The 24,376-nt window shown below is 62.0% G+C and carries 23 protein-coding genes; 16 read left to right on the top strand and 7 right to left on the bottom strand.

The genetic code is table 11. The annotated features are described in order from the left end of the window. Positions 1 to 3: 3 nt before the first annotated feature. The 3 genes from tssE to tssB are packed head-to-tail and all read right to left on the bottom strand — an operon-like array spanning position 4 to position 2,421. Positions 4 to 414 carry a type VI secretion system baseplate subunit TssE gene (tssE, locus tag QME24_RS08470; RefSeq protein WP_009686345.1) on the bottom strand — a complete coding sequence of 137 codons (411 nt, stop codon included), beginning with the start codon at positions 412 to 414 and terminating at the stop codon, positions 4 to 6. After that, the gene (gene tssC, locus QME24_RS08465; RefSeq protein ID WP_280091262.1) at positions 411 to 1,901 is read right to left on the bottom strand and encodes a type VI secretion system contractile sheath large subunit; all 1,491 of its coding nucleotides are present in this window, start codon (positions 1,899 to 1,901) and stop codon (positions 411 to 413) included. The genes tssE and tssC overlap by 4 nt, the downstream gene beginning before the upstream one ends. Positions 1,902 to 1,917: 16 nt before the next feature. Further along, complete coding sequence (tssB, locus tag QME24_RS08460; protein WP_009686347.1) at positions 1,918 to 2,421, bottom strand: type VI secretion system contractile sheath small subunit; 504 nt, start codon at positions 2,419 to 2,421, stop codon at positions 1,918 to 1,920. A 369-nt stretch (positions 2,422 to 2,790) separates the two neighbouring features. On the opposite strand from tssB, the gene vasI reads away from it, so the two are divergent. The 9 genes from vasI (at position 2,791) to QME24_RS08415 (ending at position 13,770) form a co-directional block, all read left to right on the top strand. Further along, positions 2,791 to 3,372, top strand: coding sequence for a type VI secretion system-associated protein VasI (gene vasI, locus QME24_RS08455; protein ID WP_082414713.1), 582 nt, complete (start codon positions 2,791 to 2,793; stop codon positions 3,370 to 3,372). Beyond that, entirely contained in the window at positions 3,360 to 4,811 is a 1,452-nt protein-coding gene (gene tssA, locus QME24_RS08450; RefSeq protein ID WP_192439840.1) for a type VI secretion system protein TssA, read from the top strand. The genes vasI and tssA overlap by 13 nt, the downstream gene beginning before the upstream one ends. Before the next feature lie 8 nt (positions 4,812 to 4,819). Next, entirely contained in the window at positions 4,820 to 8,407 is a 3,588-nt protein-coding gene (gene tssM, locus QME24_RS08445) for a type VI secretion system membrane subunit TssM (protein WP_280091254.1), read from the top strand. A gap of 227 nt (positions 8,408 to 8,634) precedes the next feature. Continuing rightward, positions 8,635 to 9,213: a GNAT family N-acetyltransferase gene (locus QME24_RS08440; RefSeq protein WP_054905706.1), complete on the top strand. Its 579-nt coding sequence runs from the start codon at positions 8,635 to 8,637 to the stop codon at positions 9,211 to 9,213. A gap of 72 nt (positions 9,214 to 9,285) precedes the next feature. Further along, a complete protein-coding gene (locus tag QME24_RS08435) occupies positions 9,286 to 10,008 on the top strand; it encodes an iron-containing redox enzyme family protein (protein ID WP_009686353.1) in 723 nt (240 codons plus the stop codon). 22 nt (positions 10,009 to 10,030) lie between these two features. Continuing rightward, a complete protein-coding gene (locus QME24_RS08430) occupies positions 10,031 to 11,260 on the top strand; it encodes an MFS transporter (protein WP_054905705.1) in 1,230 nt (409 codons plus the stop codon). A 46-nt stretch (positions 11,261 to 11,306) separates the two neighbouring features. Next, the gene (locus QME24_RS08425; RefSeq protein ID WP_054905704.1) at positions 11,307 to 12,557 is read left to right on the top strand and encodes an aminotransferase class I/II-fold pyridoxal phosphate-dependent enzyme; all 1,251 of its coding nucleotides are present in this window, start codon (positions 11,307 to 11,309) and stop codon (positions 12,555 to 12,557) included. Further along, a complete protein-coding gene (locus QME24_RS08420; protein WP_029887440.1) occupies positions 12,550 to 12,777 on the top strand; it encodes a hypothetical protein in 228 nt (75 codons plus the stop codon). Before QME24_RS08425 ends, QME24_RS08420 begins: the two co-directional genes overlap by 8 nt. A 66-nt stretch (positions 12,778 to 12,843) precedes the next feature. Next, the gene (locus tag QME24_RS08415; RefSeq protein WP_054905703.1) at positions 12,844 to 13,770 is read left to right on the top strand and encodes a dienelactone hydrolase family protein; all 927 of its coding nucleotides are present in this window, start codon (positions 12,844 to 12,846) and stop codon (positions 13,768 to 13,770) included. Positions 13,771 to 13,772: 2 nt separating this feature from the next. Here QME24_RS08415 and QME24_RS08410 read toward each other — a convergent pair whose 3' ends face one another. Next, a complete protein-coding gene (locus QME24_RS08410; RefSeq protein ID WP_054905702.1) occupies positions 13,773 to 14,744 on the bottom strand; it encodes a helix-turn-helix domain-containing protein in 972 nt (323 codons plus the stop codon). 327 nt (positions 14,745 to 15,071) lie between these two features. Between QME24_RS08410 and QME24_RS08405 the strand changes: the two genes are divergently transcribed. Further along, entirely contained in the window at positions 15,072 to 16,988 is a 1,917-nt protein-coding gene (locus tag QME24_RS08405) for a methyl-accepting chemotaxis protein (RefSeq protein WP_280091255.1), read from the top strand. A 103-nt stretch (positions 16,989 to 17,091) separates the two neighbouring features. Beyond that, positions 17,092 to 17,964, top strand: a complete 873-nt coding sequence (hchA, locus tag QME24_RS08400) for a glyoxalase III HchA (protein ID WP_054905700.1) — start codon at positions 17,092 to 17,094, stop codon at positions 17,962 to 17,964. Between the two features lie 203 nt (positions 17,965 to 18,167). On the opposite strand, the gene QME24_RS08395 is transcribed toward hchA, so the two are convergent. Next, complete coding sequence (locus QME24_RS08395; RefSeq protein WP_029887434.1) at positions 18,168 to 18,860, bottom strand: FadR/GntR family transcriptional regulator; 693 nt, start codon at positions 18,858 to 18,860, stop codon at positions 18,168 to 18,170. Positions 18,861 to 19,119: 259 nt separating this feature from the next. Between QME24_RS08395 and QME24_RS08390 the strand changes: the two genes are divergently transcribed. Genes QME24_RS08390 through QME24_RS08375 form a run of 4 tightly spaced genes read left to right on the top strand, consistent with a single transcriptional unit; the run spans position 19,120 to position 21,960 of the window. Then, positions 19,120 to 19,905 carry a transporter substrate-binding domain-containing protein gene (locus QME24_RS08390; protein WP_054905699.1) on the top strand — a complete coding sequence of 262 codons (786 nt, stop codon included), beginning with the start codon at positions 19,120 to 19,122 and terminating at the stop codon, positions 19,903 to 19,905. Positions 19,906 to 19,928: 23 nt separating this feature from the next. Continuing rightward, positions 19,929 to 20,594: an amino acid ABC transporter permease gene (locus QME24_RS08385; RefSeq protein ID WP_009686364.1), complete on the top strand. Its 666-nt coding sequence runs from the start codon at positions 19,929 to 19,931 to the stop codon at positions 20,592 to 20,594. Next, positions 20,595 to 21,242, top strand: coding sequence for an amino acid ABC transporter permease (locus tag QME24_RS08380; RefSeq protein ID WP_009686365.1), 648 nt, complete (start codon positions 20,595 to 20,597; stop codon positions 21,240 to 21,242). After that, entirely contained in the window at positions 21,229 to 21,960 is a 732-nt protein-coding gene (locus QME24_RS08375) for an amino acid ABC transporter ATP-binding protein (RefSeq protein WP_009686366.1), read from the top strand. Before QME24_RS08380 ends, QME24_RS08375 begins: the two co-directional genes overlap by 14 nt. Positions 21,961 to 22,017: 57 nt before the next feature. Here QME24_RS08375 and QME24_RS08370 read toward each other — a convergent pair whose 3' ends face one another. Both QME24_RS08370 and QME24_RS08365 read right to left on the bottom strand, forming a co-directional pair. Next, the gene (locus tag QME24_RS08370) at positions 22,018 to 22,533 is read right to left on the bottom strand and encodes a DUF4880 domain-containing protein (RefSeq protein ID WP_192439842.1); all 516 of its coding nucleotides are present in this window, start codon (positions 22,531 to 22,533) and stop codon (positions 22,018 to 22,020) included. A gap of 434 nt (positions 22,534 to 22,967) precedes the next feature. Then, complete coding sequence (locus QME24_RS08365) at positions 22,968 to 23,279, bottom strand: hypothetical protein (RefSeq protein ID WP_054905697.1); 312 nt, start codon at positions 23,277 to 23,279, stop codon at positions 22,968 to 22,970. Between the two features lie 88 nt (positions 23,280 to 23,367). On the opposite strand from QME24_RS08365, the gene QME24_RS08360 reads away from it, so the two are divergent. Beyond that, positions 23,368 to 24,075 carry a LexA family transcriptional regulator gene (locus tag QME24_RS08360; RefSeq protein ID WP_054905696.1) on the top strand — a complete coding sequence of 236 codons (708 nt, stop codon included), beginning with the start codon at positions 23,368 to 23,370 and terminating at the stop codon, positions 24,073 to 24,075. The last annotated feature ends 301 nt before the right edge of the window (positions 24,076 to 24,376 follow it).

Here is a 24,376-nt window from a genome sequence, read left to right as displayed (position 1 = left end):
CGGTCACCTCACTCGGGTATGGCGGCTATGGCCGTTGACCAGCAGCTCCAGTTGCAGCTGCTCGTGGTGGTTGTTGACCTGCACCTGGCAGTCCAGCCTGAAATGCAGCTCCAGCGGGGCGTGACACGCGGGCATGGCCTTGAGCGCGCGCACGTGCACGCGCGGCTCGAAGCGCTGAATGGTGCGGCGTATGTCGGCACTCACTTGCTTCAACAGGTCGCCACTGCTTGTGGCATGCCCGTTGAAGTCATGCAGGCCCAGTTCAGGGCTGCTTTGTGAGCAGCCCTGACGTGCATTGAGTAGCGTTTCCAGGTGGCGCTTGATGGCGGCAATCTTTTCGGCAGCGTTTTCTTGCCGGGAAGGCGTGCGGGTAACAGACGGGTCCGTCACCAAGCGATTGAAAAAACCACTCATTCGGTATCAAGCCGGCCAACCAGCGAGATCTCGAAATTTGCGCCCATGTATTTGAAGTGCGGGCGCACGGCGAGCGAGACCTGGTACCAGCCCGGATCCCCGACAACGTCCGAAACCACGACCTTCGCGGCCCGCAATGGGCGACGGCTGCGCACATCGGCCGAAGGGTTTTCCTGGTCGGCGACGTACTGCCTGATCCATTTGTTCAGCTCGGACTCAAGATCGCGGCGTTCCTTCCAGCTGCCGATCTGCTCGCGCTGCAGCACCTTGATGTAATGGGCCAGGCGATTGACGATGAACAAGTAGGGCAGTTGCGTGCCCAGCTTGTAGTTGGTTTGGGCCTGCAGGCCTTCCGGCGTCTTGGGGAACTGCTTCGGTTTCTGGACCGAATTGGCCGAGAAGAACGCGGCGTTGTCGCTGTCCTTGCGCATGGTCAAGGCGATGAAGCCTTCTTCGGCCAGCTCGAATTCCTTGCGGTCGGATATCAGCACCTCGGTTGGAATTTTCGCTTGCAGTTGCCCCAGCGCCTCATACAGATGCACGGGCAGGTCCTCGACGGCGCCACCGGACTGCGGGCCAATGATGTTCGGGCACCACCGGTAGCGGGCAAAGCTGTCGTTGATGCAGCTGGCCAGCAGGAAAGCGGAGTTGCCCCACAGGTAGTTGTCGTGTCGCCCGTCGATGTTTTCCTCGTAGTTGAAGGTTTTGATCGGCTGTTCCTGAGGGTGGTAGGCCGAGCGGAGCATGAAACGTGGCCCGGTCAGCGCAACGTGTCGAGCGTCTTCGCTTTCGCGGAAGGCGCGCCACTTGGCATGCCGTGGCCCTGCGAAGATGTCTTTGATCTCCTTCAGGTTGGGCAGCTCTTCAAAGCTGCTCAAATTGAAGAAATCGGGTGCGGGGGCGGCAAGGAAGGGGGCGTGCGCCATGGCACCGACAGACGCCATGTAACTCAACAGTTTGATGTCTGTGGCAGCGGGGCCGAAGTGGTAGTTGCCCAACATGGCCGCTACCGGCTCACCACCGAATTGCCCATAACCTGCGGTGTAAACGTGTTTGTACATACCGCTGCAGGTAATATCGGCCGCATTCTCAAAGTCATCGAGCAGGTCGTCTTTGCTGACATGCAATACTTCAAGCTTGATGTTCTCGCGGAAGTCTGTGCGGTCGACCAGCAGTTTGAGGCTGCGCCATGAAGATTCAAGTTCCTGGAATGCCGGTTGATGGAGGATGGTATCCATCTGCCGGCTGAGCACCCGGTCCAGCTCTGCAATCATCTGATCGACGCGGTGTTTGTTGATGAGTTGATCTGGATCATTGCTTTTGAGTATTTCGGCAATAAAGGCCGATACACCTTGGCGAGCAACTTGATAGCCCTCTTGTGCGGGCACCAGTTTGGTTTCGGCCATGATCTGGTCGAGCAACGTGGCGTTGCTCAATGCTTCGCCCGACCGTTCAGCGGCGAGGGGAGTGCTGGTTGATTTTGCCATGGGACGCTCCGTTGTCTCAGTCTTCTTTTGGCGCCTCAAGCACCAGGTTCAACTCTTCGGCGAGTTGCTTGCGGGCCTGCTCGTTGCTCAGCAGGTGCTGCAGTTGCTTGCGGAACGCGGGCACGTTGCCCAGTGGGCCTTTCAGCGCCACCAGCGCTTCGCGAAGCTCCAGCAGCTTGCTCAGCTCCGGTACCTGGCGGGCGATACCGTCTGGTGCGAAGTCATTGAGCGACCTGAACTGCAGATGAACCGCCAGCTCCGCGTCGGCAGCCGTGGTGAGCATGGAGGGCACCGACATGGCCAGTCTGACGTCGGCGTCATTCAACACATTGTTGAAGGTGTGTTTATCGATGCGCATGACCGTTCGGTCTTCCAGCGCGCGGGCGTCATCCAGGCCGAAATCGCCCATCACCAGCATCTTGTGCGGCAGCTCTACTTCGGCCTGTTCATCACCTGTGGCGGGCACGTATCGGATGTTGATTCGTTCTTTGGGTGCAACCGATCCTGTGGGCTTTGCCATCGCAGAATCTCTCCTTGGTTTGTGTGGGAAGTCCCTGATAGTTGTTCGCGAGTTCTGATTTAGTTTGTAGGAAATTTCCTTCAGACTTGATTACGATATAAACAAGAGCGGGGCAGTCATTGCCTCTTGCGTAAAAACCTTGCGCCTGAAATTGTTATTCAGTCGAGGGTCAAAGTGTAAAAAAATATTTGTTTGTATTTGCGATTTTTTATGAGCTAGTCTCTTGCCACTCGCGGGTAAGAGTGCTCGTGATTGCGTTTAAATATCAGCGGAGCTGGTACAGGGCATATGTACTATCGAGAGGGAATTTAATTGCGATGCCTGGCGAAACATACCTCTGGCGCAGGTCTTTTTCTGATAATCAATTGCATGCCACTGCCAGTGCATGCCGATCAGAATTGCTCGCGCATCGTATCCAACGTTGAGCGCCTGGCCTGTTTCGATCAATCCGCCGGAACACCTGTGCACCGCGTGGCCGCGCAGTGGTCGGCACCGGAGCAGGACTCACCCACGGTGCGTCGGGTGCTGGCCTATGAAACAGGCCGAAATCCCGACGATTTGACGTTCCGGCTCACGCGTGAAGACGAGGGGCTGACGATTTCTGCACCCGCAATCGCTTCGGCTGCACCGCACCCCTACCTGGTAATCAGCTGTTTGCAGAACATCTCGCGGTTGCAACTGATCGCCGCACACCCCGTGGATGCCAGCCGGCTGACGGTGCGCTTGCAGGGGGAGCGTGGCGCCACCGCCGCAACCCCCTGGCAGGTGACGGAGAACGGTCAGGTGCTCGATGCCGGCCGCGGCCTGCCCGGAATCGAACAGATCAGGCAGCTGATCGGGGCCCGGCGCATCCAGGTGCACAGCGAAAACCCTGCCGTTGGCGGGTTGGTCTTCGACGCTCAGGGGCTTGACCGGCTTATCGGCGAGGTGCGCAAGGCATGTCGCTGGTAGCCGAGGTCAATGCACAGGAAATCGCCCGGTTGCTCACAGCCATCGACGCGCAAGCACCGGCCGGCCTGTTCGATGTGGAGGATGAGACCTACCAGGCCATCGACCAGGAAATGGTCAAGCTGGGTGGCCTGCAGGAGGCCACTATCGATTGGGTGTACATCGAGGAAGCGTCGCGCCAGTACCTGGAGCAACAGTGCAAGCATCTGCGCATCGTGGCACACCTGAGTGCCGCATGGCTTCGCAGTGCTTGTTGGGAACGCTGGGCGCTCACGTTGACCTTGCTGGCCGGCATGGTCGAGCGCTACTGGGAGACGGCTTATCCCAAGCCAGGGCCCAAGGGTTACCTGGGTAAGCGCAAGCTGGTTGGCTTGGTGCTCAACCGCTTGAACGAAGCCCTGCCGCGCCTGGACCGTTTCACCTATAGCCCTGCGCATGCGGCCGGGGCGCAACAGGCGCTGCTGCGGCTGCAACAGCTGCAAGCCGTGGCCCTGCTGGACGACGCCATGCTCGATGATATGGCGCGGCTGCTACGCAAGCACTCGGAACGGGCGAGTGGCGCAGGCGAGCCTGCTGCGGCCAGGGCTTCGGCGCCCGTCATCAAGCCCGCGCCACTGGCCGAAGTCATCGCCACACCCATGCCCCGCGTGTCGCTAGGCAACGAGCGTGAATCACGAAGGGCGGTGCTGAGCATGGCTGAGCTGATCAACCAGCAGGACCCCTACGACCCAGCGGGGTATCAGTTGCGTCGCTTCGGCTTGTGGGCTCACATCCAGGCCGCGCCTCAGGCGGGGCAAGGTCACCGCACCGAGCTGATGGCGGTGCCGCTGGAGATCGCCGGCGATTATGAAGAGGCCATTGCCGGCAGCGTATTCGACGCGGCGCTGCTGCAGCGGATCGAAAAAAGCGTGTCGGCTTGCCCCTTCTGGATGCGCGGCAGCTTGCTTGCGGCCACCACCGCCACACGGTTGGCAATGCCTGAGGTGGCCGAAGCCATCCGCGCAGCGACTGCCCGGTTCGTCCAGCGTATCCCCGCCCTGCAGCAGTTGTGCTTCAGCGACGGCACGGCGTTTCTGGACGACCAGTGCATGGCCTGGCTCAAAGGCGCAGGCCAGCAACCGCAAGCTGAAACGGCGCAAGAGTTCGTGGGCCTGCGCGAAGAACTTGTCAGCCAGTTGGAAAGCGGTGGGGTAGAGCCGGTTTTGCTCAGGCTCCAGGCCATGCAGGCAGATATTCGCGCGCCGCGTGAGCGCTGCCACACCACCGTGATCGCGGCCGATCTGCTGGCCGCGCGCGGCGTCTCGTGGCTGGCCCAGGACCTGTGCGCCAGCGTTGCCCGAACCATGCAGCAAACCATGGCCAGTGCCTGGGAGCCGGAGGTGTTCAAACGCCTGCAACAGCATGCCGCCCCTGATGCGTTGGCCGATCAGAACAAGGACTAGGACCCGCCATGAATCAACGATGGACGCTATTGAAACGTTGGCTTTTGCCCCTGGCGACTCGAGTCGGCCTGGCCATGCCTGTGCTGCTTCTGCTGGGCAGCGTGCTGATGCTGGTCGCCATCTGGTGGCTAGGCCCACAGTGGGCATGGCGTGAACAGCATCCGCTTGCCAGCATCGCGCACCGCAGTCTGGCCAGCCTGGTGCTCGTGCTGGTGCCGCTGCTGTGCTGGCTGTTGGTGCTGCGCAGGCGCTACGTGCGCCTTCAGGCAGAGCGCAACGAGGCGGCGGCCGCAGAGCTGGACAGCGTATTGCCGTTGCTTCGGGCCCAGGAAAACGCCTTGGACCAAGGGCTGGCGCGATTGCTCGGCAGTGCGGGAGGGCGGCGTGCCCTGTACCGATTGCCCTGGTACCTGGTGATAGGCGACCAGCATGCGGGCAAGTCCAGTTTCATCGACCGTACGGAGCAAAGCTTTTCCCTGACCCGGATCGACAAGGTGCAGGCGCGGGGTACACAGGTGCAGGCGCTGGCCTTCCCGATAGGCTGGTGGGTCAGCAACGAGGCGGTGATCATCGACCCGCCCGGGGCCTTTATCAGGCAGGACTCGCCGGCAGGCTCGCTCGCCGGGGCGCCAGGTGCCTCGCAGGTGCCACCGGCTGCCCCCGCCAGGCTCTGGCAGCACCTGCTGGGTTGGCTGGTGCACAATCGCAGCCAGCGGGCACTCAATGGCATGGTGCTGGTCGTGGACCTGCCTGCGTTACTGCAGGGTACGCCCGAGCAGCGTGTTGCCTTGGCCCACAGGCTGCGCACGCGGCTGTACGAAGTCAGCAGCCAGTTGGGCTCGCGCCTGCCGTTGTATGTGGTACTGAGTAAATTCGACCTGCTGGACGGCTTCGACCAGCTCTATGGGGGCCTTCCCGTCGACCTGCGGGAAAACATGCTGGGCTTCACCTTCAAGCTGGATACGGTCGGCACCTTCGATGCCTGGCTGCAGGAGTATGGCGATCATTACCAGCAGTTGCTCAATCGGCTGTTCGAGCAGGTGGTGGATCGACTCGATACCTTGGCCAGTGCGCCGCAGCGCGCGCGGCTGTTCTCGTTGCATGCCCAGTTGATCGGCTTGCGCCCGATACTGCTGGGTTTCCTGAAAGAAACGCTGGCGAGTGACCGTTACACCACCCCCGCCTTGGTGCGGGGGGTGTACTGGTCTTCGGTCATTCAGCAAGGGGACGTGCTCAACGCCTTCGTGCGCGAGTCAGCCCAGCCCTACAACACAGCGCTTCCGTTGCTGGAGGGCAAAGCGCAAGGCAAAGCGTTTGCCTACTTCATCCAGCATGCGTTCCGGCGTGTCATCTACAAGGAGGCGGGGCTTGCCGGAGACAACATCAAGGTGGCGCGCAGCAAGCGCCGGTTGTTATGGGTCGGCTCGGGTGTAGGCATGCTGGCTTTCTGTGTTGCCGTAGCCAGCTGGCAGCGCTTTTTCGACATCAATGGCGCCAAGGCCGCCAACGTGCTCGCCAAAAGCCGGGAGTACAGCCACCACCAGGTGGATCAGCGCCTGGACCCGACCGGGCGCAACCTGCTGGAGCCGCTGGACCAGATCCGCGATGCGGTTTCAGTGTTTGGCGACTACCGCGCCGCCTGGCCGGGTGTTTCCGATCTAGGCCTCTACCAGGGGCGTATCATTGGCCCGCGTGTCGATGAGGCTTACCTCAGCTTGCTCTCCAGGCGATTCCTGCCGGCCTTGGCCAGTGGCGTGCTCGACGCCATGGAAGCCGCTACGCCTGGCAGTGAACGGCAAATGGCTGCCCTGCGGGTTTACCGTATGCTGGAAGACCGCCAGAACCGGCGGCCTGAGTGGGTCGAGACATGGATGGCCCGCCAGTGGCAGCAACAGTTTCCTGGCCAAGGGCAGCTGCAGCGCGACCTCATGCGCCACCTGAAGTACGCCTTGGCCTATGCCGACACCGAGTTGCCGCAGTACCGCCAGCGTATCGCCGTGGTGCAGGCGGCGTTGCGCAAGGTGCCGTTACCGGAGCGGGTATATGCCGGGCTCAAGCAGCAGGCTCAGGAACACCTGCTCACGGGCCTGGATTTGCGTCAGCAGGTCGGCCCCGCGTTCGACGTGGTGTACCAGCGCTCGGCTGGGGCCAGCGGCGAGGATGTGCGACTGGCGCCGATACACACCGCCAAGGGTTTCAAAGAGTACTTCGAGCCCCGCAGCCAAAGCTTCGCCGACATGGCGATGATCGACCAGTGGGCGCTGGGTGAGCGCAGCCAGCTGGAGTACTCGGACGCTGACCGGGTGGTGTTGAGCGAGCGTCTGCGCAACCTGTATAGCACCGACTACATAAACAGCTGGCGGCATGCATTGAATGCCGTTTCGGTGGCGGATTTTCACGACCTCGAACATGGCGTAATGGTCCTGCAGCAGCTGACCGGGCCCGCGGCGCCGTGGCATCGGCTGCTGGCTACGGTGAAGGAAAACACTTCGCTGTCATCGGCTGAGGTACCCGACACGGGCAGCGCCAGCGACACGCTCATGCCCAAGGGCAGCGAGCTTGAGCGCCAGCAGGCCTGGGCCATCCAGCGGGCTTTTGCGGGGCTGAACGGGATGCTGCATGCAACGCAAGACAAGCCAAGCTATTACGATGAAGTGCTGGCGGCCATGGTGGCCGTGCACGATTACGCCAAGGCCGTGCAGGGCAGCCCAGACCGGGGCAAGGCCGCCCTGCAAGCGGTGCAGCAGCGCTTTGCAATGACCGGCCCAGACCCGATCGGCACCCTGCAACGGGTGGCCACCGGCTTGCCTGAACCGCTCAATCACCACGCCAGGAAAGTGGCCGATGAAACCGCCCGGGTGCTGCACATCGAAGCCCTGCGCGAACTGGAGCGGCGTTGGGACACCGAGGTCTACAGCTTCTTCCAGCAGCGCCTTGCCGGGCGTTACCCTTTCGTGGCCAGGGCGCCGGATGCATCGCTGGATGACTTCGAGGCGTTCTTCGGGCCGCAGGGGCGGTTGCAGCGCTTCAGTGATCAATACCTGAAGGCATTCCTGCACGACAACCTCGAGGCGCTGCGCGCCGGCCCGCAAGGGCAGTCGCTGATCCGCAGCGATGTGATCGAGCAGTTGGCGCAGGCCAACCGCATTCGCGAAACCTTCTTCGACCAGCGTGGCAACCTGAGCGTGCAGTTCAGCATCGAGCCGCTGGGGCTCAGCGCTAACCAGCGCACCAGCCTGCTGGACCTTGACGGCCAGCTGATTGCCTACACCCATGGCCCGCGGCAGCTCACCGGCATCATCTGGCCGAACACGCTTGGCCGGCACGTGCGCAGTAACCTGACCCTGCTCAGGCAGAACGGCAGTAGCAGCCGCCTGGAGTACCGCGGCCCCTGGTCGATGTTCCGCTTGCTCAGCCGCGGTTCGCTCAATGGGCGAACCGCAACCAGCGTGGACCTGAGCTTCAGCACCGGTGATGGCGTGATGCGCTACCGGCTCAGCGCTGAAAAAGCGTTCAACCCCATTACCCAGGAACCGTTCAACGGCTTCCAGTTACCCCGTGGGTTGCTGCAGCAGCCGCTTGAGGCCCGGCTGTAAGGCGGGTTCGCAGGGGCGCAGGGATCGTTTGAAAAATGCCACGGCACCGGGCGGGTGCGCGACCCTGCGCGCCGAGCAGGCGGCGCGGTGCAGCACAGCGTCTGCGCCGCGGTTCCCGGGCAGGTTGAGGGTTGTCACTATCTTTCCGGTTTCTGTCCGATTGCCTGCTTACTCCACGTTACACCTAAACGGTTAAATCCCTGCCTGAACGTACACGGGATTTCACCATGAACACCTCCCTCTCCTTGGCGCCACAAGTTTCCACCGAGGCGCAGTTGCAATGGCTACAACGGGCTGACCGTACTGTTGCACTGGACATCATGACGCTCATCAACAGCACGGTTGAGGATGGCGGGGTGCTGGGCTACGAGCAGGCGATGTCGGTCGACCAGGGTGTCGATTTCGCCGCGGCGTTGCAGGCACGTATCGAGGGCGGGCATACCTACGCTTTGCTCGGCCGTGCACCTGCCGGCGCGGCGTGCCTGGTCATCCTGTCCCGTAGCAGCATGCCCAACTGCCGCCATATCGCTGACCTGAGCAAAGGCGTGGTACACCCAGACTACCGGGGCTCCGGGCTGGTGGCCCGGGCCTTCGCGGAAATCGTGCGGCTGTGCCAGGCGAAGGGTATCGAACTGCTGACCTTGGACGTACGCGAAGGCACCCGTGCCCACCGCCTATGGCAACGTTTCGGGTTTCAGACCTACGGCGTGCTCGACGACTACGCGCGGGTCAACGGTGTGAAGCACCGCGGCCACTACATGGCCCAGTCAGTACAAAGCCTGGCCCAGCGACTCAACCTGAGCTGAAGCGCCCTCAATCCTTCGCCTGCGGCCATCGCCGCCAAGGGCCCCCTTTTCCATCATTCAAGGAACGCCACCATGGCCTTGTCGACTGCAGCCTTTCGCGATCAGCTGGAACAGAAACTGCACCACCACCTGACGCTGTCTCACCCGATCTTCGAAGCCCTGCTTTCACCTGAAGGCAACAAGCCGCTGCTGCGCAAGGTCGCGTTGCAAGGTTACCAACTCACCAAGTACTTCCTGACTTATGTCGAGCACCTGTTCTTCCATTGCCCGCTGCCTGCCCACAAGCGCGCGCTGATCACCAACTGCTTCGAGGAGGAGACCGGGCGGCTCTCGCGTACCGATAACCATGTGGTGCTCATGCAGAATTTCTTGCGTGCACTGGGCATCAGCGATGCCGAGCGTGATGCCGAGCAACCGCTGCCGGCCACCTGGGAGCTGATCGACTACCGCCTGCAGGCGGTACGTGACCCGGCGCGTTACCACGTGGGGGCTGCCGCGGTGATGATCGCCAGCGAGGGGCAAAACCTCGAGACCGTTGCCGGTGATGCACGTCACGTGCTGCTCGGCCGGGCGTACGGCCTGACCGAGCACGACTTGCTGTTCTTCTCCGTGCACCAGAAGGAAGACGTTGGCCACGTCAACGAAGGCCTGGATCTGGTTTCGCAGCTGTGCACCACGGCCCAGATGCAACAAGAGGCGTTGCAAGCGGTAGATCACACCTGCCAGCTGTTCTACGCGATGTACGAAAACATGTACCAGGTGTATTGCCGGGCTCCCCAGGCCGAAGCGGTGTAATACCCCGCGCAGAGGATTGGCCATGAAACAGAAATTCAGCTCAACCCTGATCGTCTCGGTGCTGGTAGTCGGCTTCGTGGTGATGTTCCTGTCCAGCGCCCTGAAAGGGCTGTACCAAGTGTACTTCGTCGACCTGGCCACGCACTTTGGTGGCGGGCGTGCAGCCTTGGCCACGGCAGGTTCTTTGTTCGTGCTGACCATTGGCCTGGTGTCGCCGGTGGTGGGTTGGCTGAGCGACCGGGTTGGGCCGCTGAGCACGGTTGCCCTGGGCAGCGTAAGTGCAGGGGTGGTGCTGCTGGGGGTGACCTTGGTCGGCAGCCAGCTGATGCTGTTCACCCTGTTGTATGGCCTGCTGGGTGCCTTCGCCCTTGCCGCGATGACCTACGTACCCATGGGCATTCTGGTCGATCGCCTGGTCGCAGAGCGTTTCAAGGCCTTCGCCTTCGCTTTCGTGACCAATGGCACGTCGATCGGCTTCATCGTGCTTTCGCCGCTGTGGATCATGCTGCAGCAGCGCGTGGGCTGGCAGCCGGTGTTCTCCTGGGTCGGCCTGATCTTCCTGGTGCCGTTGAGCCTGGCGCTGTACTGGGTGGCGCGCACCGTTGCGCTCAAGCCCGACCCGCAGGCGGCGCTGGTCAAGCACTCGGTCGCGTTTCTGTGGCGTGATTCGCGGTTCTTCGTATTGGCCCTCAGCTTCGCCAGCTGTGGGGCCACCATGGCGTTCATCGACGTGCACCTGGTGTCGTTCTGGCAGGGCGAGGGGCTGCCTAGCTCGGTACAGGCCAGCGGCCTGAGCTTGCTGGGTGTGCTGGAACTGGTCAGTGGCCTGATGGCTGGGTGGCTGGCTACCCGTTACAACAAAGGGCTGCTGCTGATGATGTTCTACCTGCTGCGTACGGCGGCGGTGATCGTCCTGCTGACCACACCTGGGCCGCTGGGTACCTACCTGTTTGCGGTGCTGTTCGGTGCCAGTTACCTGGGTACGGTGGTGCTCACGTCAGCATTCTGCTTTGCCCTGTATGGCGCCGAAATCAAAGGCAAGGTGTTTGGCCTGCTGTTCCTTGTACACCAGCTGGGTGCGTTGCTGGCCACACAGCTCGGCGCCCTGGATTTCGACCGGCATCAAAGCTACCAGTTGACCCTGGTTGGCCTGGCGACGGCCACCGTGATGGCTGCACTGGCTTCCCTGTGGCTGGTTTCGGCACGCGTGGCCGCAGAAGCCTCGGCCCCGCCAGTGGCTGAAGCGGAATAGCCCCCGATCAACTGCGCATTGTTCAATGCAAACAAGGAGATGCACCATGCAATCGTCTGCGATTGGCCTGGACGGCTTTGACGCAACTTCGGCGCTGCACAGCAATCGGGTCAGCGATTTGTCCGATGTTTTCTGCGAGCCATTGGCCATGACGTCTGCTTATACCTTTGCGTCGGCGCAAGAGGCTGCAGAACGTTTCAGCGGGCAACAGCAGGGTAATGTGTACAGCCGCTTCACCAACCCCACGGTGCAAGCCTTCGAAGGCCGCGTGGCGGCGCTCGAACAAGCCGAAGATGCGGTGGCGTTCGCTTCCGGGATGGGCGCGTTCACCGCGCTGTGCCATGGGTTCCTGCAGCAGGGTGACAACATTGTCTGCAGCCGCGATGTGTTCGGTACCACCGCCAGTGCCTTCAGCGTTTACATGGCGCGGTTCGGCATCGAGGCGCGGTTCGTCGACCTTACCGACCTGGGCCAGTGGCAGCAGGCGATCGACGACAAGACCCGCCTGGTGGTGCTGGAATCCCCCTCCAATCCGCTGCTGAAAATTGGTGACATCCGTGCCATCAGCCTTCTGGCGCACGCCAAGGATGCGCTGGTCGTGGTGGACAACACCCTGTTGACGCCGGTGCTCCAGCGCCCGCACAGCCTGGGTGCGGACTTGGTCATCCATTCGGCGGGCAAGTACATGGACGGCCAGGGGCGTGCGCTGGCCGGTGTAGTGACCGGTTCCAAGAGCCTGATGCAGGTGTTGAGGGGCGTGTTGCGCACGTTGGGTATTTCCTGCAGCCCGTTCAATGCCTGGTTGTTGCTGAAAAGCCTGGAAACCCTCGAAATCCGCATGCTGCGGGTGCAACAGGGCGCCCTGGAGCTGGCCCAGTGGCTTGGCGAACAACCCCTGGTGAGCGCTGTGCATTACACCGGCCTGGCGCAACACCCTCAGCATGCCTTGGCGTGCAGGCAACAGGATGGCCATGGCGGCTTGCTGAGTTTCGAGATCTTCGGCGGCCAGGCAGCGGCCTGGCAATGGATCGATCAACTGCAGTGCGTGGCGCGCTGCACCAATATTGGTGATACCCGCAGCATGGTCACGCACCCGGCCAGCACCACCCATGGCCGCCTGGATGCGCAAGCGCGGCGCCACGCCGGCATTTCCGACGGGTTGATCAGGCTGTGCGTCGGCCTGGAGCGGGTGAGCGATATCAAGGCCGACCTGCAACAGGCCTTCGATGCCGTGGCCTTCCAACCCGCGGTACAGGCAGCGTCGGGCCGCCCCCGCAGTGTGGTCGCCAATGGCTGAACTGCTCGCTTCCGGGTTCTCCATTGGGGTGTTTGCCGTGGGCATGCAATTGCTCGCCCTGGTCGCGGTGTATGGCGCGTGCACCGCCCGGCAAGTGCGCGGTTATGCCGTGGCGTTCGGCTTGGGTTGCTGTGTGCTGATCGCAATGGTGGTGCTGGACCCGTTGGCGCTTGGCCGCTGGCCCATCGAGGGTGTGGCAGCGATGGCGATGTGCGGCTGAGACGGGCGTCCGTTCTTTGTGAAACAGCAGCAATAAAAGCCCGTTGGGGCGTTCAGGAGTCGTTAAATGTATAAAAAATTGGCCATCAGCCTGTTATTGGGGTGTGCGCTGCCGTTGGCAGCGGCCCAGGCTGAGGTTGCATCCGACGCTGGCGAGACTGTGGCCAGCGTCAGCAAGCGGCTCGTTTCGTTCTACAGCCAGCCCCTGCCTTCTGCCGGCAAACTGAAACCGATCAGGGTGCCAGCGGTGCTCTCCATGCCGGCCAACCAGGCCGGGCCAGCACCGGCTGTGGTGATATTGCACGGCTCGGCGGGGATGGACTCACGCGGGCCGTTGCACGCGGCCGACCTCAATGCCCGCGGCATCGCCACGCTGGAACTGGACATGTGGGGCGCGCGCCGGCTGGCTGGCGGCGCACAGGGGCGGCCGCCCCGGGTTCACGATACCTTGCCGGACCTGGCGGGCGCCTTGTCTTATCTGGCCAATCAGCCAGGGGTCGATAGCGAGCGGGTAGGGGTGCTCGGGTTTTCATGGGGTGGCGCCCAGGCCATGCTCGCCGCGTCTGCGTCCATCGACGATGAGTTGCAACAGGCCTCTGGGGTGCGCCCCGTAGCCTTGGCAGCGTTCTATCCCGTGTGCTGGGGATACAACCGTGTGCCAGGCTATGACTTGAAGCACCTGGCGCCGGCCCGCCTGCTGGTGCTGGTCGGTGAAAAGGACCAGTACGATGATGACCCCAAGGCTTGCACCAAACTGGTTGCAAGCCTGCCAGCCGAAGACCAGGCACGGGCAAAGGTGCTGGTCTACCCCGGTGCCGAGCATGGCTTCAATGGCCTGGAAGCCGCGCAGGAATACAAGGACCCGTTCCTGCACCGTGGCCAGGGCGGCTTGGGGCGTTCGGCACCGGACCCAACAGCCCGGGAGGCGTCGCGCAAGGCTGTGGTAGCGTTTTTCACAGACAGTTTCGCCACGCCCACCGTCAGTGGTCGCTGATACTAGGTGTTGTCCTGGGTGATCACGCTGCGAAACTGCAGCGGCGGTTGCGGCATTTCCCGCCGCCAGGCCAGGCGAAAGGCATGGCTGCTGCCGTAACCGCAACGTTCGGCGATTTGTTCCACATTCAGGCGGCTGCCGCGTAACAGGTCACGGGCCAGGTCGATGCGTTGGGCGCGCAGGTAGTCCTGCAGGGTTTGCCCCGTGTTCTCGCGAAACAGGCGTGCCAGGTGCCGGTAGCTGACATTGAACTGGCTGGCCAGTTGTTCGAAGCTGAAACTGCTGCCCAGGTGCGTGTCGATATAGTCCTGGGCCGCGTGTACCAGCGGGTGGATGTGGTTGCGTGCCAGGTCGGCCGCGCGCAGTTGCACATCTTCGCCAGCACGGCGACGGTAGATCACCAGTTCCTGGGCCACCTGGTTGGCCACGGCTTTGCCGAAGTGCAGCGACACGATATGCAAGGCCAGGTCGGTACCGCTGGACACGCCCGCCGAGGTGAACACACCGTCGTCCTCCACGAAAAGGCGATTTTCCAGCACCTTGGCTTTTGGGTAGCGTGCCTGCAGCAAGCCGACATAGCGGTGATGGGTGGTGCATTCACGGCCGTTCAGCAGCCCGGCTTCGCCCAGCAGGAACGCGCCGGTGCAGATGGAACACAGTTGCACGTCTGGGGTTTGCCCCATCACGTTCGCCAGCCACTGCGCGGTTGCGGCCATGGTCGCAGCGTCGCTGGGGCTGGTAGACAGCTTGTTGCCGACCACGAACAGCATATCTTCGGGCGAAAGCTGTTCGGGCAGGGGATGCAAGCCGCTCAAGGTCACACCTTGATAGCTGCTCATCTGTTGTCTGGCTGCGATGCAACGGACGCTGACCGGCGCCAACCGGAGCTCTTCCAGGCTGGCCATGATCTGCAGCGGCCCGCCGAGGTCCAGAATGTGTGTGCCCGGGAGTAACAAGAACCAAATGGTGCGCATGACGGTATTCCTATGATGTTCAAGCGCCTGACGTAAAGCGGCACCTCAGCAAAATAGCGTCAAAAGGCCATGCAGTGAAAGCCTGCCCTGATCGGATGCAGGCACTAGGGAAACGCTGTAAATAGCCGCTATTAATTCCCCATTCGCAACAATTGCTTCGATATTTGCATTTGATTGATTTATATGGCCCTGTCACGCTCTCGAGCTGCCTCAAATATCGCCTGAGCCCAGCCCGGTCCGCTTTATCGCTTGGGCGGCGCGCCCAGCTGCCCATTCGCATTCATTACATCGCGACCTGGCAGCGACATCGTTCAAGGATGCAATGATATGAATAACTGGCTAACCCACCTCACTGTCGCCAAGAAGCTGATGATCGGCTTCGGCCTGCTATTGCTGTTGGTGGTTTTGAGCATTGGCGCAGGCTGGAGCGCCATCAGCAGCTTGTCCTACCGGATGGACCGCATGAGTGCGGTCAACCGGCTGATGGACGACATATCCAAGATGCGCCTGGACCGTTCGGCTTACCTGCAAAGTGAAGGCGACGCCCAGGCTGCCAAGGTTTTGCAGGACAAGATCGTCGAAGTTGGGCAGCACCTGGTCGAGCTGCAAGGGTTTTTTGCCAATGCCGAGAATGCACGGCGGATTGCCTCGCTGGCGGAATACCTGGCCACCTACCAGCGGGGTATTGAATCCTTGGGCCAGGCCTATGAGCAGATCGAGCAGTCGCGGGCGGTACGCCGCAGCAGCGGCGACAGCGCACTCAAGCGCCTGGATGAGCTCGACAGCCTGACGGGTGAACAGAACGGCTTGCGTGACCAGGCACTCTACAAGGCGGTAAACGACCTGCAGATGCAATTTCTGTACGCGCGCTTTGAAACCCGTGGCTACACCTACGGTGGCAATGGCAAGCAGTACGCTGCTGCGGCCAAGGCCGTTGACGCGACACTGACCGCGTCGCAAACCCTGGGGGATGTTCTGCAGGGCTCGCGTGCAAGCCTGCTCAATGAGCTGACGCAATCCGTTACCGCCTACCGGGCCTCGCTGGACACTCACCGCGCGGCGTTGACCCGCATCGACACCCTGCTCAAGGACATCCAGAAGCAGGGTGATGCATTGCTGCAGACCAGCCAGGACCTGTACGACCAGCAGATGCAGATGCGCCAGGACGATACCCGTGATGCGGCGTGGACGCTGATCAGTTGCCTGGTGCTGGCGCTGCTGCTGGGCGGGCTGGCAGCAGTGTTGATCACGCGGCAGATCGTGCCACCCCTGCGCGAAGCGTTGGCCCGGGTGCGGCGCATTGCCGAGGGTGACCTCAGCGTCTTCCCCACGGGCTCGCGCAAAGACGAAATCGGCAAGTTGCAAGATGGCTTGCAGCACATGACCGGCAGCTTGCGACAACTGGTTGGGCATATCGGTGATGGGGCGACGCAGATCGCCAGCGCCACCGAAGAGCTGTCGGCGATTACCCGGCAGACGCAGGCAGGTGCTACCGAGCAGATGCAGGAAACCGAGCAGGTGGCTGCGGCCATGCACGAAATGACCACCTCGGTGCAGGATGTGGCCCGCAACGCGGTCGAAACCGCGCGCTCGGTCAACCAGGCGGCGCAGGATGCTGTCAGTGGCGGCGACATCGTCAAAAGCGCAATTGCGCGCATCGAAAACCTGTCTGCCGAGGTGGAGCTGACCAGCGCAGCGGTGAGCACGCTGGCTGAAGAAAGCGGGCGCATTGGCAGTATGCTCGACGTGATCAAGGCGGTGGCCGAACAAACCAACCTGCTGGCATTGAACGCGGCGATCGAGGCCGCGCGGGCAGGCGAGGCCGGCCGTGGCTTTGCCGTGGTAGCGGACGAGGTGCGTGCCCTGGCGCAGCGCACCCAGCGCTCAACCGAAGACATCGAACAACTGATCGCAGCCCTGCGCGCGGGCACGTTGCAAGCCGTGCAGCGCATGGAAACCAGCCGCGGCCTGACCGGCGAGAGCGTGCAACTGGCCCGCGATGCAGGCATTGCGCTGGACAACATCACCCACAGCATCAGTGGCATTCAGGGCATGACCCAGCAAATCGCGGCGGCTGCCGAACAGCAGGGTGCCGTCGCCGAAGAAATCAATCGTAATGTGCTGAACGTACGCGACATTACCGAGCAGGCGCAAACCGCCAGCGAACAGACCAGCACGGCCAGCCTGGAGTTGGCCGATTTGGGCAATTCACTGCAGGGGCAGGTACGCCGGTTTCAGCTCTGACCCGGCCTGAGGTAGCGCGCCATTAAGGGAAAACCCGCATTGCTGGAACGTGGGGCGGGGCCTAGGATGGTCATCGACGTCAACCTTTATCGAGGAGTACGCGATGACCACTGCAACTGAAGACAAACGCCCAACCCCAGACCCTGCTGAGGTGGGCGCGTTTTTCCCCTCACCGTATTCGTTGAGCCAATACACTTCGCCCACCTCTGACCTGAGCGATGCCGAGTACCCTGGTGCGTACAAAGGTGGCCGCTGGAAGGTTCTGGTCATCGGTGCCGATGAGCGCTACCTGCAAACTGCCAATGGCACCCTCTTCTCGACAGGCAACCACCCGGTAGAAACCTTGTTGCCCATGTACCACATGGACAAGGCGGGCTTCGCTTTCGATATCGCCACGGTGTCGGGCAACCCGGTCAAGTTCGAATTCTGGGCCATGCCCTCGGAAGACCAGGAGGTACAAGCGTTTTACCGCAAGTACCAGGCGTCATTCAGGCAGCCGCTGAAGCTGGCAGAGGTCGTCAAGGGCTTGGGTGATGACTCCGACTACATCGGCGTGTTCATTCCCGGGGGGCACGGTGCACTGATCGGCTTGCCGGAAAGCAGCGAGGTCAAACAGGTGCTGGAGTGGGCGGCCGACCACGATAAATTCATCATTTCGCTGTGCCATGGCCCCGCGGCACTGTTGGCCGCGGGCGTGGGTAAAACGGCGGAAAACTACAGGTTCAGCGGCTACAAGATCTGTGCGTTCCCTGACGCGCTGGATGCGCAAACCCCGGATATCGGCTACATGCCGGGGCACCTGACCTGGAAGTTTGGTGAAAAGCTGCGGGCCTTGGGGGTAGAGATCATCAACCAGGACATTACTGGCAAGGTGTACCAGGACCGCAAGTTGCTCACCGGCGACAGCCCGCTTGCGGGCAACAACCTTGGCAAGCTGGCCGCGGCCGCCCTGTTGAAAGAAACCTCCGGGCGATGACCTGCGGCGTAGCCGAAGTGGCGATGCAGGTGGCCTTGGCACTATGGGGGGATGGGCAAGCGGTCGACGCCTGACGCACCGCGTACAGTCACCTGCGTGCGGAGCGGTAGCGCCTGGGTGTGGCAACCACGGCTCAGGCGATCAAGATCGCCCTGCACAATGGCGAGTTGGGCAGCCGCCCGGAATAGGGCGGCGGCCGGGTTTCAGGCCGCAAATACCACACCGGTACGGGCAGCCGCATTGCGGATATGCTCCTGCATGGCACGCTGTGCACCGGCCTGGTTGCCACGGGCCAGCTGGCGCAGGATCTTGCGGTGTTCTTGCCAGGTTTCCATGGCCCGCTCGGGGCGAATGAAGGGCAGTTTCTGGCTTTCCAGGAAAATGTCCTGGCTGGCGGTGATCACCTGCAGCATCGCCAGGTTGCCGCTGGCCTCCAGCAGGCGCCGGTGGAAGGCGTAGTCGAGGCGGGCGGCGGCGTCGAAACGGCCGGCACGCAGCTCCTGGCGCATCGCCTCGACATTCGCCTCCAGCGCATCGATATCCGCACCGGTCAGGTACAGGGCAGCCAGGCCTGCCGCGAACCCCTCCAAGGCATAGCGCAACTGGAAGGTGTCCACCGCCGATACCTGTTCGGCGTATGGCCATGAGAACGTGGCCGCCGGGGGTGCCGAGGGCGCCTGCACGAAAACGCCCTTGCCCGGTTGCACGCTCACCAGCCCCAGCGCACTCAACGACGACAGCGCTTCGCGCAGCGACGCACGGCTGATGCCCAACTGCTCGGCCAGGTCGCGTTGCGAGGGTAGGGCATCGCCGGGTTGATAGTCGCCTGCCTCGATCAGCTTGCGAATGGCCTGCAAGGCTATTTCCGGAACGGCGCGGGGGAGCGTGTCGAGCATCTGTTCAGACCAGTTGGGAAGCGGTCTGCGCTTTGTAAAGGCTTTACCGGGTGTCTGGCAAGCCTCGCTCCGTGCTGGCGCAAGTGCAGGGCAGGCTGCACGAAAGCGGGGCGCGGCCATCGCTGGCGGGCTGACTGTTCAGACCAGTAAGACCGCGAACAGCCGCATGCCCCGGGCTTTTCCGGGGCCAGGCGCCAATGCTGGCACGGGCTGTGCAGTTTCAGCGCTAACGACCTTCTGCATACCCCGAGGCTTTCCCATGAAAAACATCCGCTCCCTGTTGCTGGCGACGCTGCTGTGTGGTGGCGCACTGGGCGCTGCCCATGCCCAGGCCGACGCCCTGGCCGACATCACTGCCCGTGGTGTGCTCAAAGTGGCCGTGCCTCAGGACTTTCCACCGTTCGGCTCGGTCGGCCCCGACCTCAAGCCCCGCGGCCTGGACATCGACACTGCGCAGTTGTTGGCGGACAAGCTGGGCGTCAAGCTGGCCCTCACGCCCGTCAACAGCACCAACCGCATCCCGTTCCTCACCACGGGCAAGGTCGACCTGGTGATCTCCAGCCTGGGCAAGAATGCCGAGCGCGAAGCCGTGATCGATTTCTCCCGCCCTTATGCGCCGTTCTACCTGGCCGTGTTCGGGCCGGAGCAGACGTCGATCAGCGACATCGGTGCCATTGCCGGCAAGACCATCAGCGTGACCCGCGGCTCGATCGAGGACATGGAACTGACAGCGGTTGCCCCCAAAGGCGCGGTCATCAAGCGGTTCGAGGACAATAACTCCACTATCGCAGCGTACCTGTCTGGCCAGGTTGAACTGATTGCCAGCGGCAGCGTGGTGATGGCTGTCATCGCCGAGAAGAACCCGGCCAAGGTGCCGGTGATGAAGGTCAAGCTCAAGGACTCGCCCGTGTACGTCGGGCTGGCCAAGCAGGAGCCTGCCTTGCTGGCCAAGGTCAATGCCACCCTCGATGCCGCCAAGGCAGACGGGAGCCTCAACCGCAATGCTGAAAAATGGTTGAAGCAACCATTGCCGGCCGACCTCTGAATTGCCCCTGGATTCGCTGACTGATGGCCTATCAATTCGATTTCGCGCCCGTGCTGGCCCAAGGCGACCTGCTGCTCAAGGGGGCGTTGTTCACGCTCCAGCTGACCGCAGTGGGCACCCTGTTCGGGGTAGCCCTGGGCGTACTTGGCGCTGTGGCGCGTGCCTGGCGGCTCAAACCGTTCGATGTGCTGTTCGGCGTGTACGTGGAGCTGATCCGTAACACGCCCTTCATCGTGCAGCTGTTCTTCATCTTCTTTGGCTTGCCCGCGTTGGGGGTGCGCCTGACGGAATGGCAAGCCGCGGTGCTGGCCATGGTGATCAACCTGGGTGCCTATTCCACCGAAATCATCCGCGCCGGTATCCAGGCCATTCCCAAAGGGCAACTGGAGGCGGCGGCGGCACTGGCCATGAGCCGCGCCGAGGCGTTTCGCCATGTGGTCCTGCAACCGGCGCTGGCCAAAGTCTGGCCGGCCCTCTCGAGCCAGATCGTGATCGTCATGCTGGGCTCGGCGGTTTGTTCGCAGATCGCCACCGAAGAATTGTCGTTCGCAGCCAACTTCATTCAGTCGCGCAATTTCCGGGCGTTCGAGACTTACCTGCTGACCACGGGCCTGTACCTGATCATGGCCATTGCAGTACGCCAGCTGCTGCTGTGGTTCGGGCAGCGCTTTCTGATGGGGAGACGATGAATGGAGTTCACCTTATGGGACATCGTCCGCAACTTGCTGGTTGGCATGCAGTGGACCCTGCTGCTGTCGCTGGTGGCGTTCATCTGCGGTGGCGTCGCCGGCCTGCTGGTGCTGCTGGCGCGCCTCTCTGACAACTTCGTGCTGCGCGGGGCCGCCAAGGGCTATATCGAGCTATTTCAGGGCACGCCACTGCTGATGCAGTTGTTCATGGTGTTTTTCGGCATTGCCCTGTTCGGCGTCGATATTTCGGCCTGGATGGCGGCGGCCATCGCCTTGACGTTGTTCACCAGTGCCTTTCTCGCCGAAACCTGGCGCGGCTGCGTCGAGGCCATTCCACGTGGCCAGTGGGAAGCCTCCGGCAGCCTGGCCATGACCCGGCTGGAGCAAATGCGTTACGTGATCCTGCCGCAGGCGCTGCGGATTGCCGTGGCACCTACCGTCGGTTTCTCGGTGCAGGTGGTCAAAGGCACGGCGGTCACTTCGATCATCGGCTTCACCGAGCTGACCAAGACCGGCGGCATGCTCGCCAACGCCACCTTCGAGCCCTTCCTGATCTACGGCTTGGTGGCCGTGGGTTATTTCATGCTCTGCTACCCGCTCTCGCTGAGCGCCCGTTACCTGGAAAGGAGGCTGCATGCCCCTGCTTAGAGTGTCCGCGTTGCACAAGTACTATGGCGACAACCACGTGCTCAAGGGCGTAGACCTGAGCATCGAAGAGGGTGAGGTGGTCGCCATCATCGGCCGTAGCGGTTCCGGCAAAAGTACCTTCCTGCGTACGCTCAACGGCCTGGAGTCGATCAGTGACGGCGTGATCGAAGTGGATGGCGAGTACCTGGATGCCGCGCGCGCCGACCTGCGCACGCTGCGGCAGAAAGTCGGCATGGTGTTCCAGCAGTTCAACCTGTTCCCGCACCTGACGGTGGGCGAGAACGTCATGCTCGCGCCGCAGGTGGTGAAGAAGACGAGCAAGGCCCAGGCCCGCCAACTGGCTGAGCAAATGCTGGCCAGGGTTGGCCTGGGCGACAAGTTCGACGCCTACCCGGACCGCCTCTCTGGCGGGCAGCAGCAACGGGTGGCTATCGCCCGCGCCCTGGCGATGTCGCCCAAGGTTTTGCTGTGCGACGAGATCACCTCGGCGCTCGACCCGGAACTGGTCAACGAAGTGCTCGGCGTTGTGCGGCAATTGGCCAAGGAAGGCATGACCTTGATCATGGTGACCCATGAAATGCGCTTTGCCCGGGAAGTGGGTGACAAGCTGGTGTTCATGCACCACGGCAAGGTTCACGAAACCGGTCACCCACGTGATGTATTCGCCGCGCCGCGTACGGCGGAGCTGGCGAATTTCATTGGCAGCGTAATGGGCTGAGGGGGCAGGCTTCAGAAGGGCTGCGGCGGCGGGCCTGAAGTGAACCGGCAGCGGGCATCAGCTGCACCACGCCCACACCAGTAACGCCGCCAGGCCAGCCCCGACCGCTACCGAGCAGCCGCCTAGCGACAGCGCCGCCCGGCCTTGCCGGTACCAACCATCCTGGCCAAGCTGGCGCGCCGGCGCCAGCAGGCTGCGCCAGCGTAATTCCGTTTGGTGAAACGCCTGTAAGTTCGCGGCATCTGCGTCCAGCCAGCGGCGGAAGTCGATGCGCTCGCATGCGGTCACCTGGGGGCTCTGCAAGCGCACGTACCATTGGCTGGCCACGCTTGCCAGCACGTCCCGGCGCGGGCGCCCGGCCATCAGGGCCTGGTCCATGTTGCGTTCGACAGTGGCCAGTGGCAGGTCAAGGCGGGTGGCAATGCTGGCGAAGTCCAGCTGGTCGAGGCGGCTCAGCAGCATCACTTGCTGCACCCGGCGTGGCAGCCGCTTCAGCGCGTGCAGCAGGGCATTTTCGGCATCAGGCTCATTGACCGCGGTGGGGTGTTCGAGGGGCAGCAGCAGACGGGTCATGACCGGCTCCTTGCGCTACAAAGGGGAAGGGGTGGGGGCATCTTCCGTGATGCGTTTTCAGCGTAGGCGAAACGAGATTGATTCTCAAGTGCTGATTGCGCAAAGTTTTGTAATGAGCGTTCACGCCCTGAAACACATTTGCTACCATGCGCGCCATCACGATCTTCATTAGCCTGAAGAGCCAAAAAAAAAGACCCGGCAAAAAGCCGGGTCAAAAACCGTGATTAGCCTGATGAGGAGATAATCTGAAAGCGACCTAAGCTTTCAGGTTATCCAGCAGATCTCGCGATCAGCTGAGTGCAATAATAATCGTTATCATTTGCCAGTCAAATGAATTTTCATCATTCCGGTAAAAAAGTTTTACCGGTGCGCTTCCTTGTCCCGGCAATCGGGGCCTTTGCCGTTACGCGGCCATCACGTGCTCTCCCTTCCGTTTACAAACCCCGGTCTTCATGTTGCTTGTGCTCCAGCAGCGCGCGTGCCATGTCCATCATGTGCATCAGCGCGAAGGTCAGCTCGCGCTGGCTGCCGTGCTGGTGCGTGGCGGTTTCCTGTGCGGTGGCCGCAGCGCAGCGCAGCAGGGCGATGGCGTGTTCCTGGGCCTGCTCGCTGGTCACGCCTTCGTGCAGGGTCCAGATCTTGTTGTCCAGCGTCGGGCGTGGCGGGTTGGGGTTTAGGTAGTAGTCGAGGGCGCGGCGGGCGGCTTCGCTGTCGAGATCTGTTTCGTCGTTTTTCGGTAGTTTCATCCTGATACCTGCTAATGCCAGTAAGGAAAGGGATCAGGCCGATACTAATACCTGTAGTATTTGAATTGCCACCAAGAAATAATACTGAATGTTTATTGAGCGCCAGAAGGCAGTCCGTATCGTGCCAGCGATGAATATGGATAAATGGATTGCCCTCGTCCGTGACCGGATGGAGGAGCTAGGGCTTACCCAAGAGCAGCTTGCCGAGCGCGTTGGCGTGTCTCAAGGCAGCGTGGGGCATTGGGTGAACAAAAGGCGTCAGCCGAAGATCGAGTCGATGAACCGCACGTTCGTCGAGATTGGCATGCCTCATTACCACGTCAGCTTGCAGTTGCGCGTTCAGGGCCAGGTCGGCGAGGAGCGCGGTGCCTACGAGGTGGATGACGATGATGATGACCTGGACCTGATGCAATACATCGTATGTTTCCGCTATCCGGTGTTGAGTTGGGATCAGCTAGGTGGTGCCCAGATCGCGGAGCCTGCTGAGTTCGAGCAGACCGATTACCTGGCTCAGGGGAAGGCGTTCTGGCTGACGGTGGAAAATGATGCGATGAGTGCTATCAGTGGCCGCAGTGTGCCGCAGGGCATGCGAATGCTGGTGGACCCTGGGGCGCAAGCTGTACCTGGGCGTCTGGTGATTGCGCGTCAGCCAGGTAAACCGGCGATTTTTCGTGAATTGGCCGAGGAGGGTGGGCAGCGGTATCTGAAGGCATTGAACAGTAATTACCCGGCCTTGTTGTGCGAGGAAGGCTGCGAGTTCTTGGGGGTGGTTGTGCGGGTGCATGGCTCCTTCTAGGTGTTTTGGGGTTGTTGTGAGGCTGGTGAGCGTAGGGCTTGATCAGTATGGCGCTTGTGAAATCGAGCGCCGCCCGCGCGGCGCATCGCGAGCTGCGCTCGCTCCTACGTTTGTTTCAGGCCAGTATGGCCTGTGACAGGCGCGCGCGACCGCCTTGTTCGTACGGCGCGGTATCGTGCCATGCCCCAAGGGGGCGCGCGCAAATCCCCCAGGCATAACTGGCCCGAAACAAACGTAGATACTCTGTTGGCGGTCAAGCTTTTCTGAGGTGTTCAGAGCTGAAAAGCTTGGCCGTATCAAA

The sequence above is a fragment of the Pseudomonas sp. PARCl1 genome (genome assembly GCF_947311875.1).
Taxonomy (GTDB): domain Bacteria; phylum Pseudomonadota; class Gammaproteobacteria; order Pseudomonadales; family Pseudomonadaceae; genus Aquipseudomonas; species Aquipseudomonas juntendi.
This window is presented reverse-complemented; position numbering and strand designations above follow the sequence as displayed.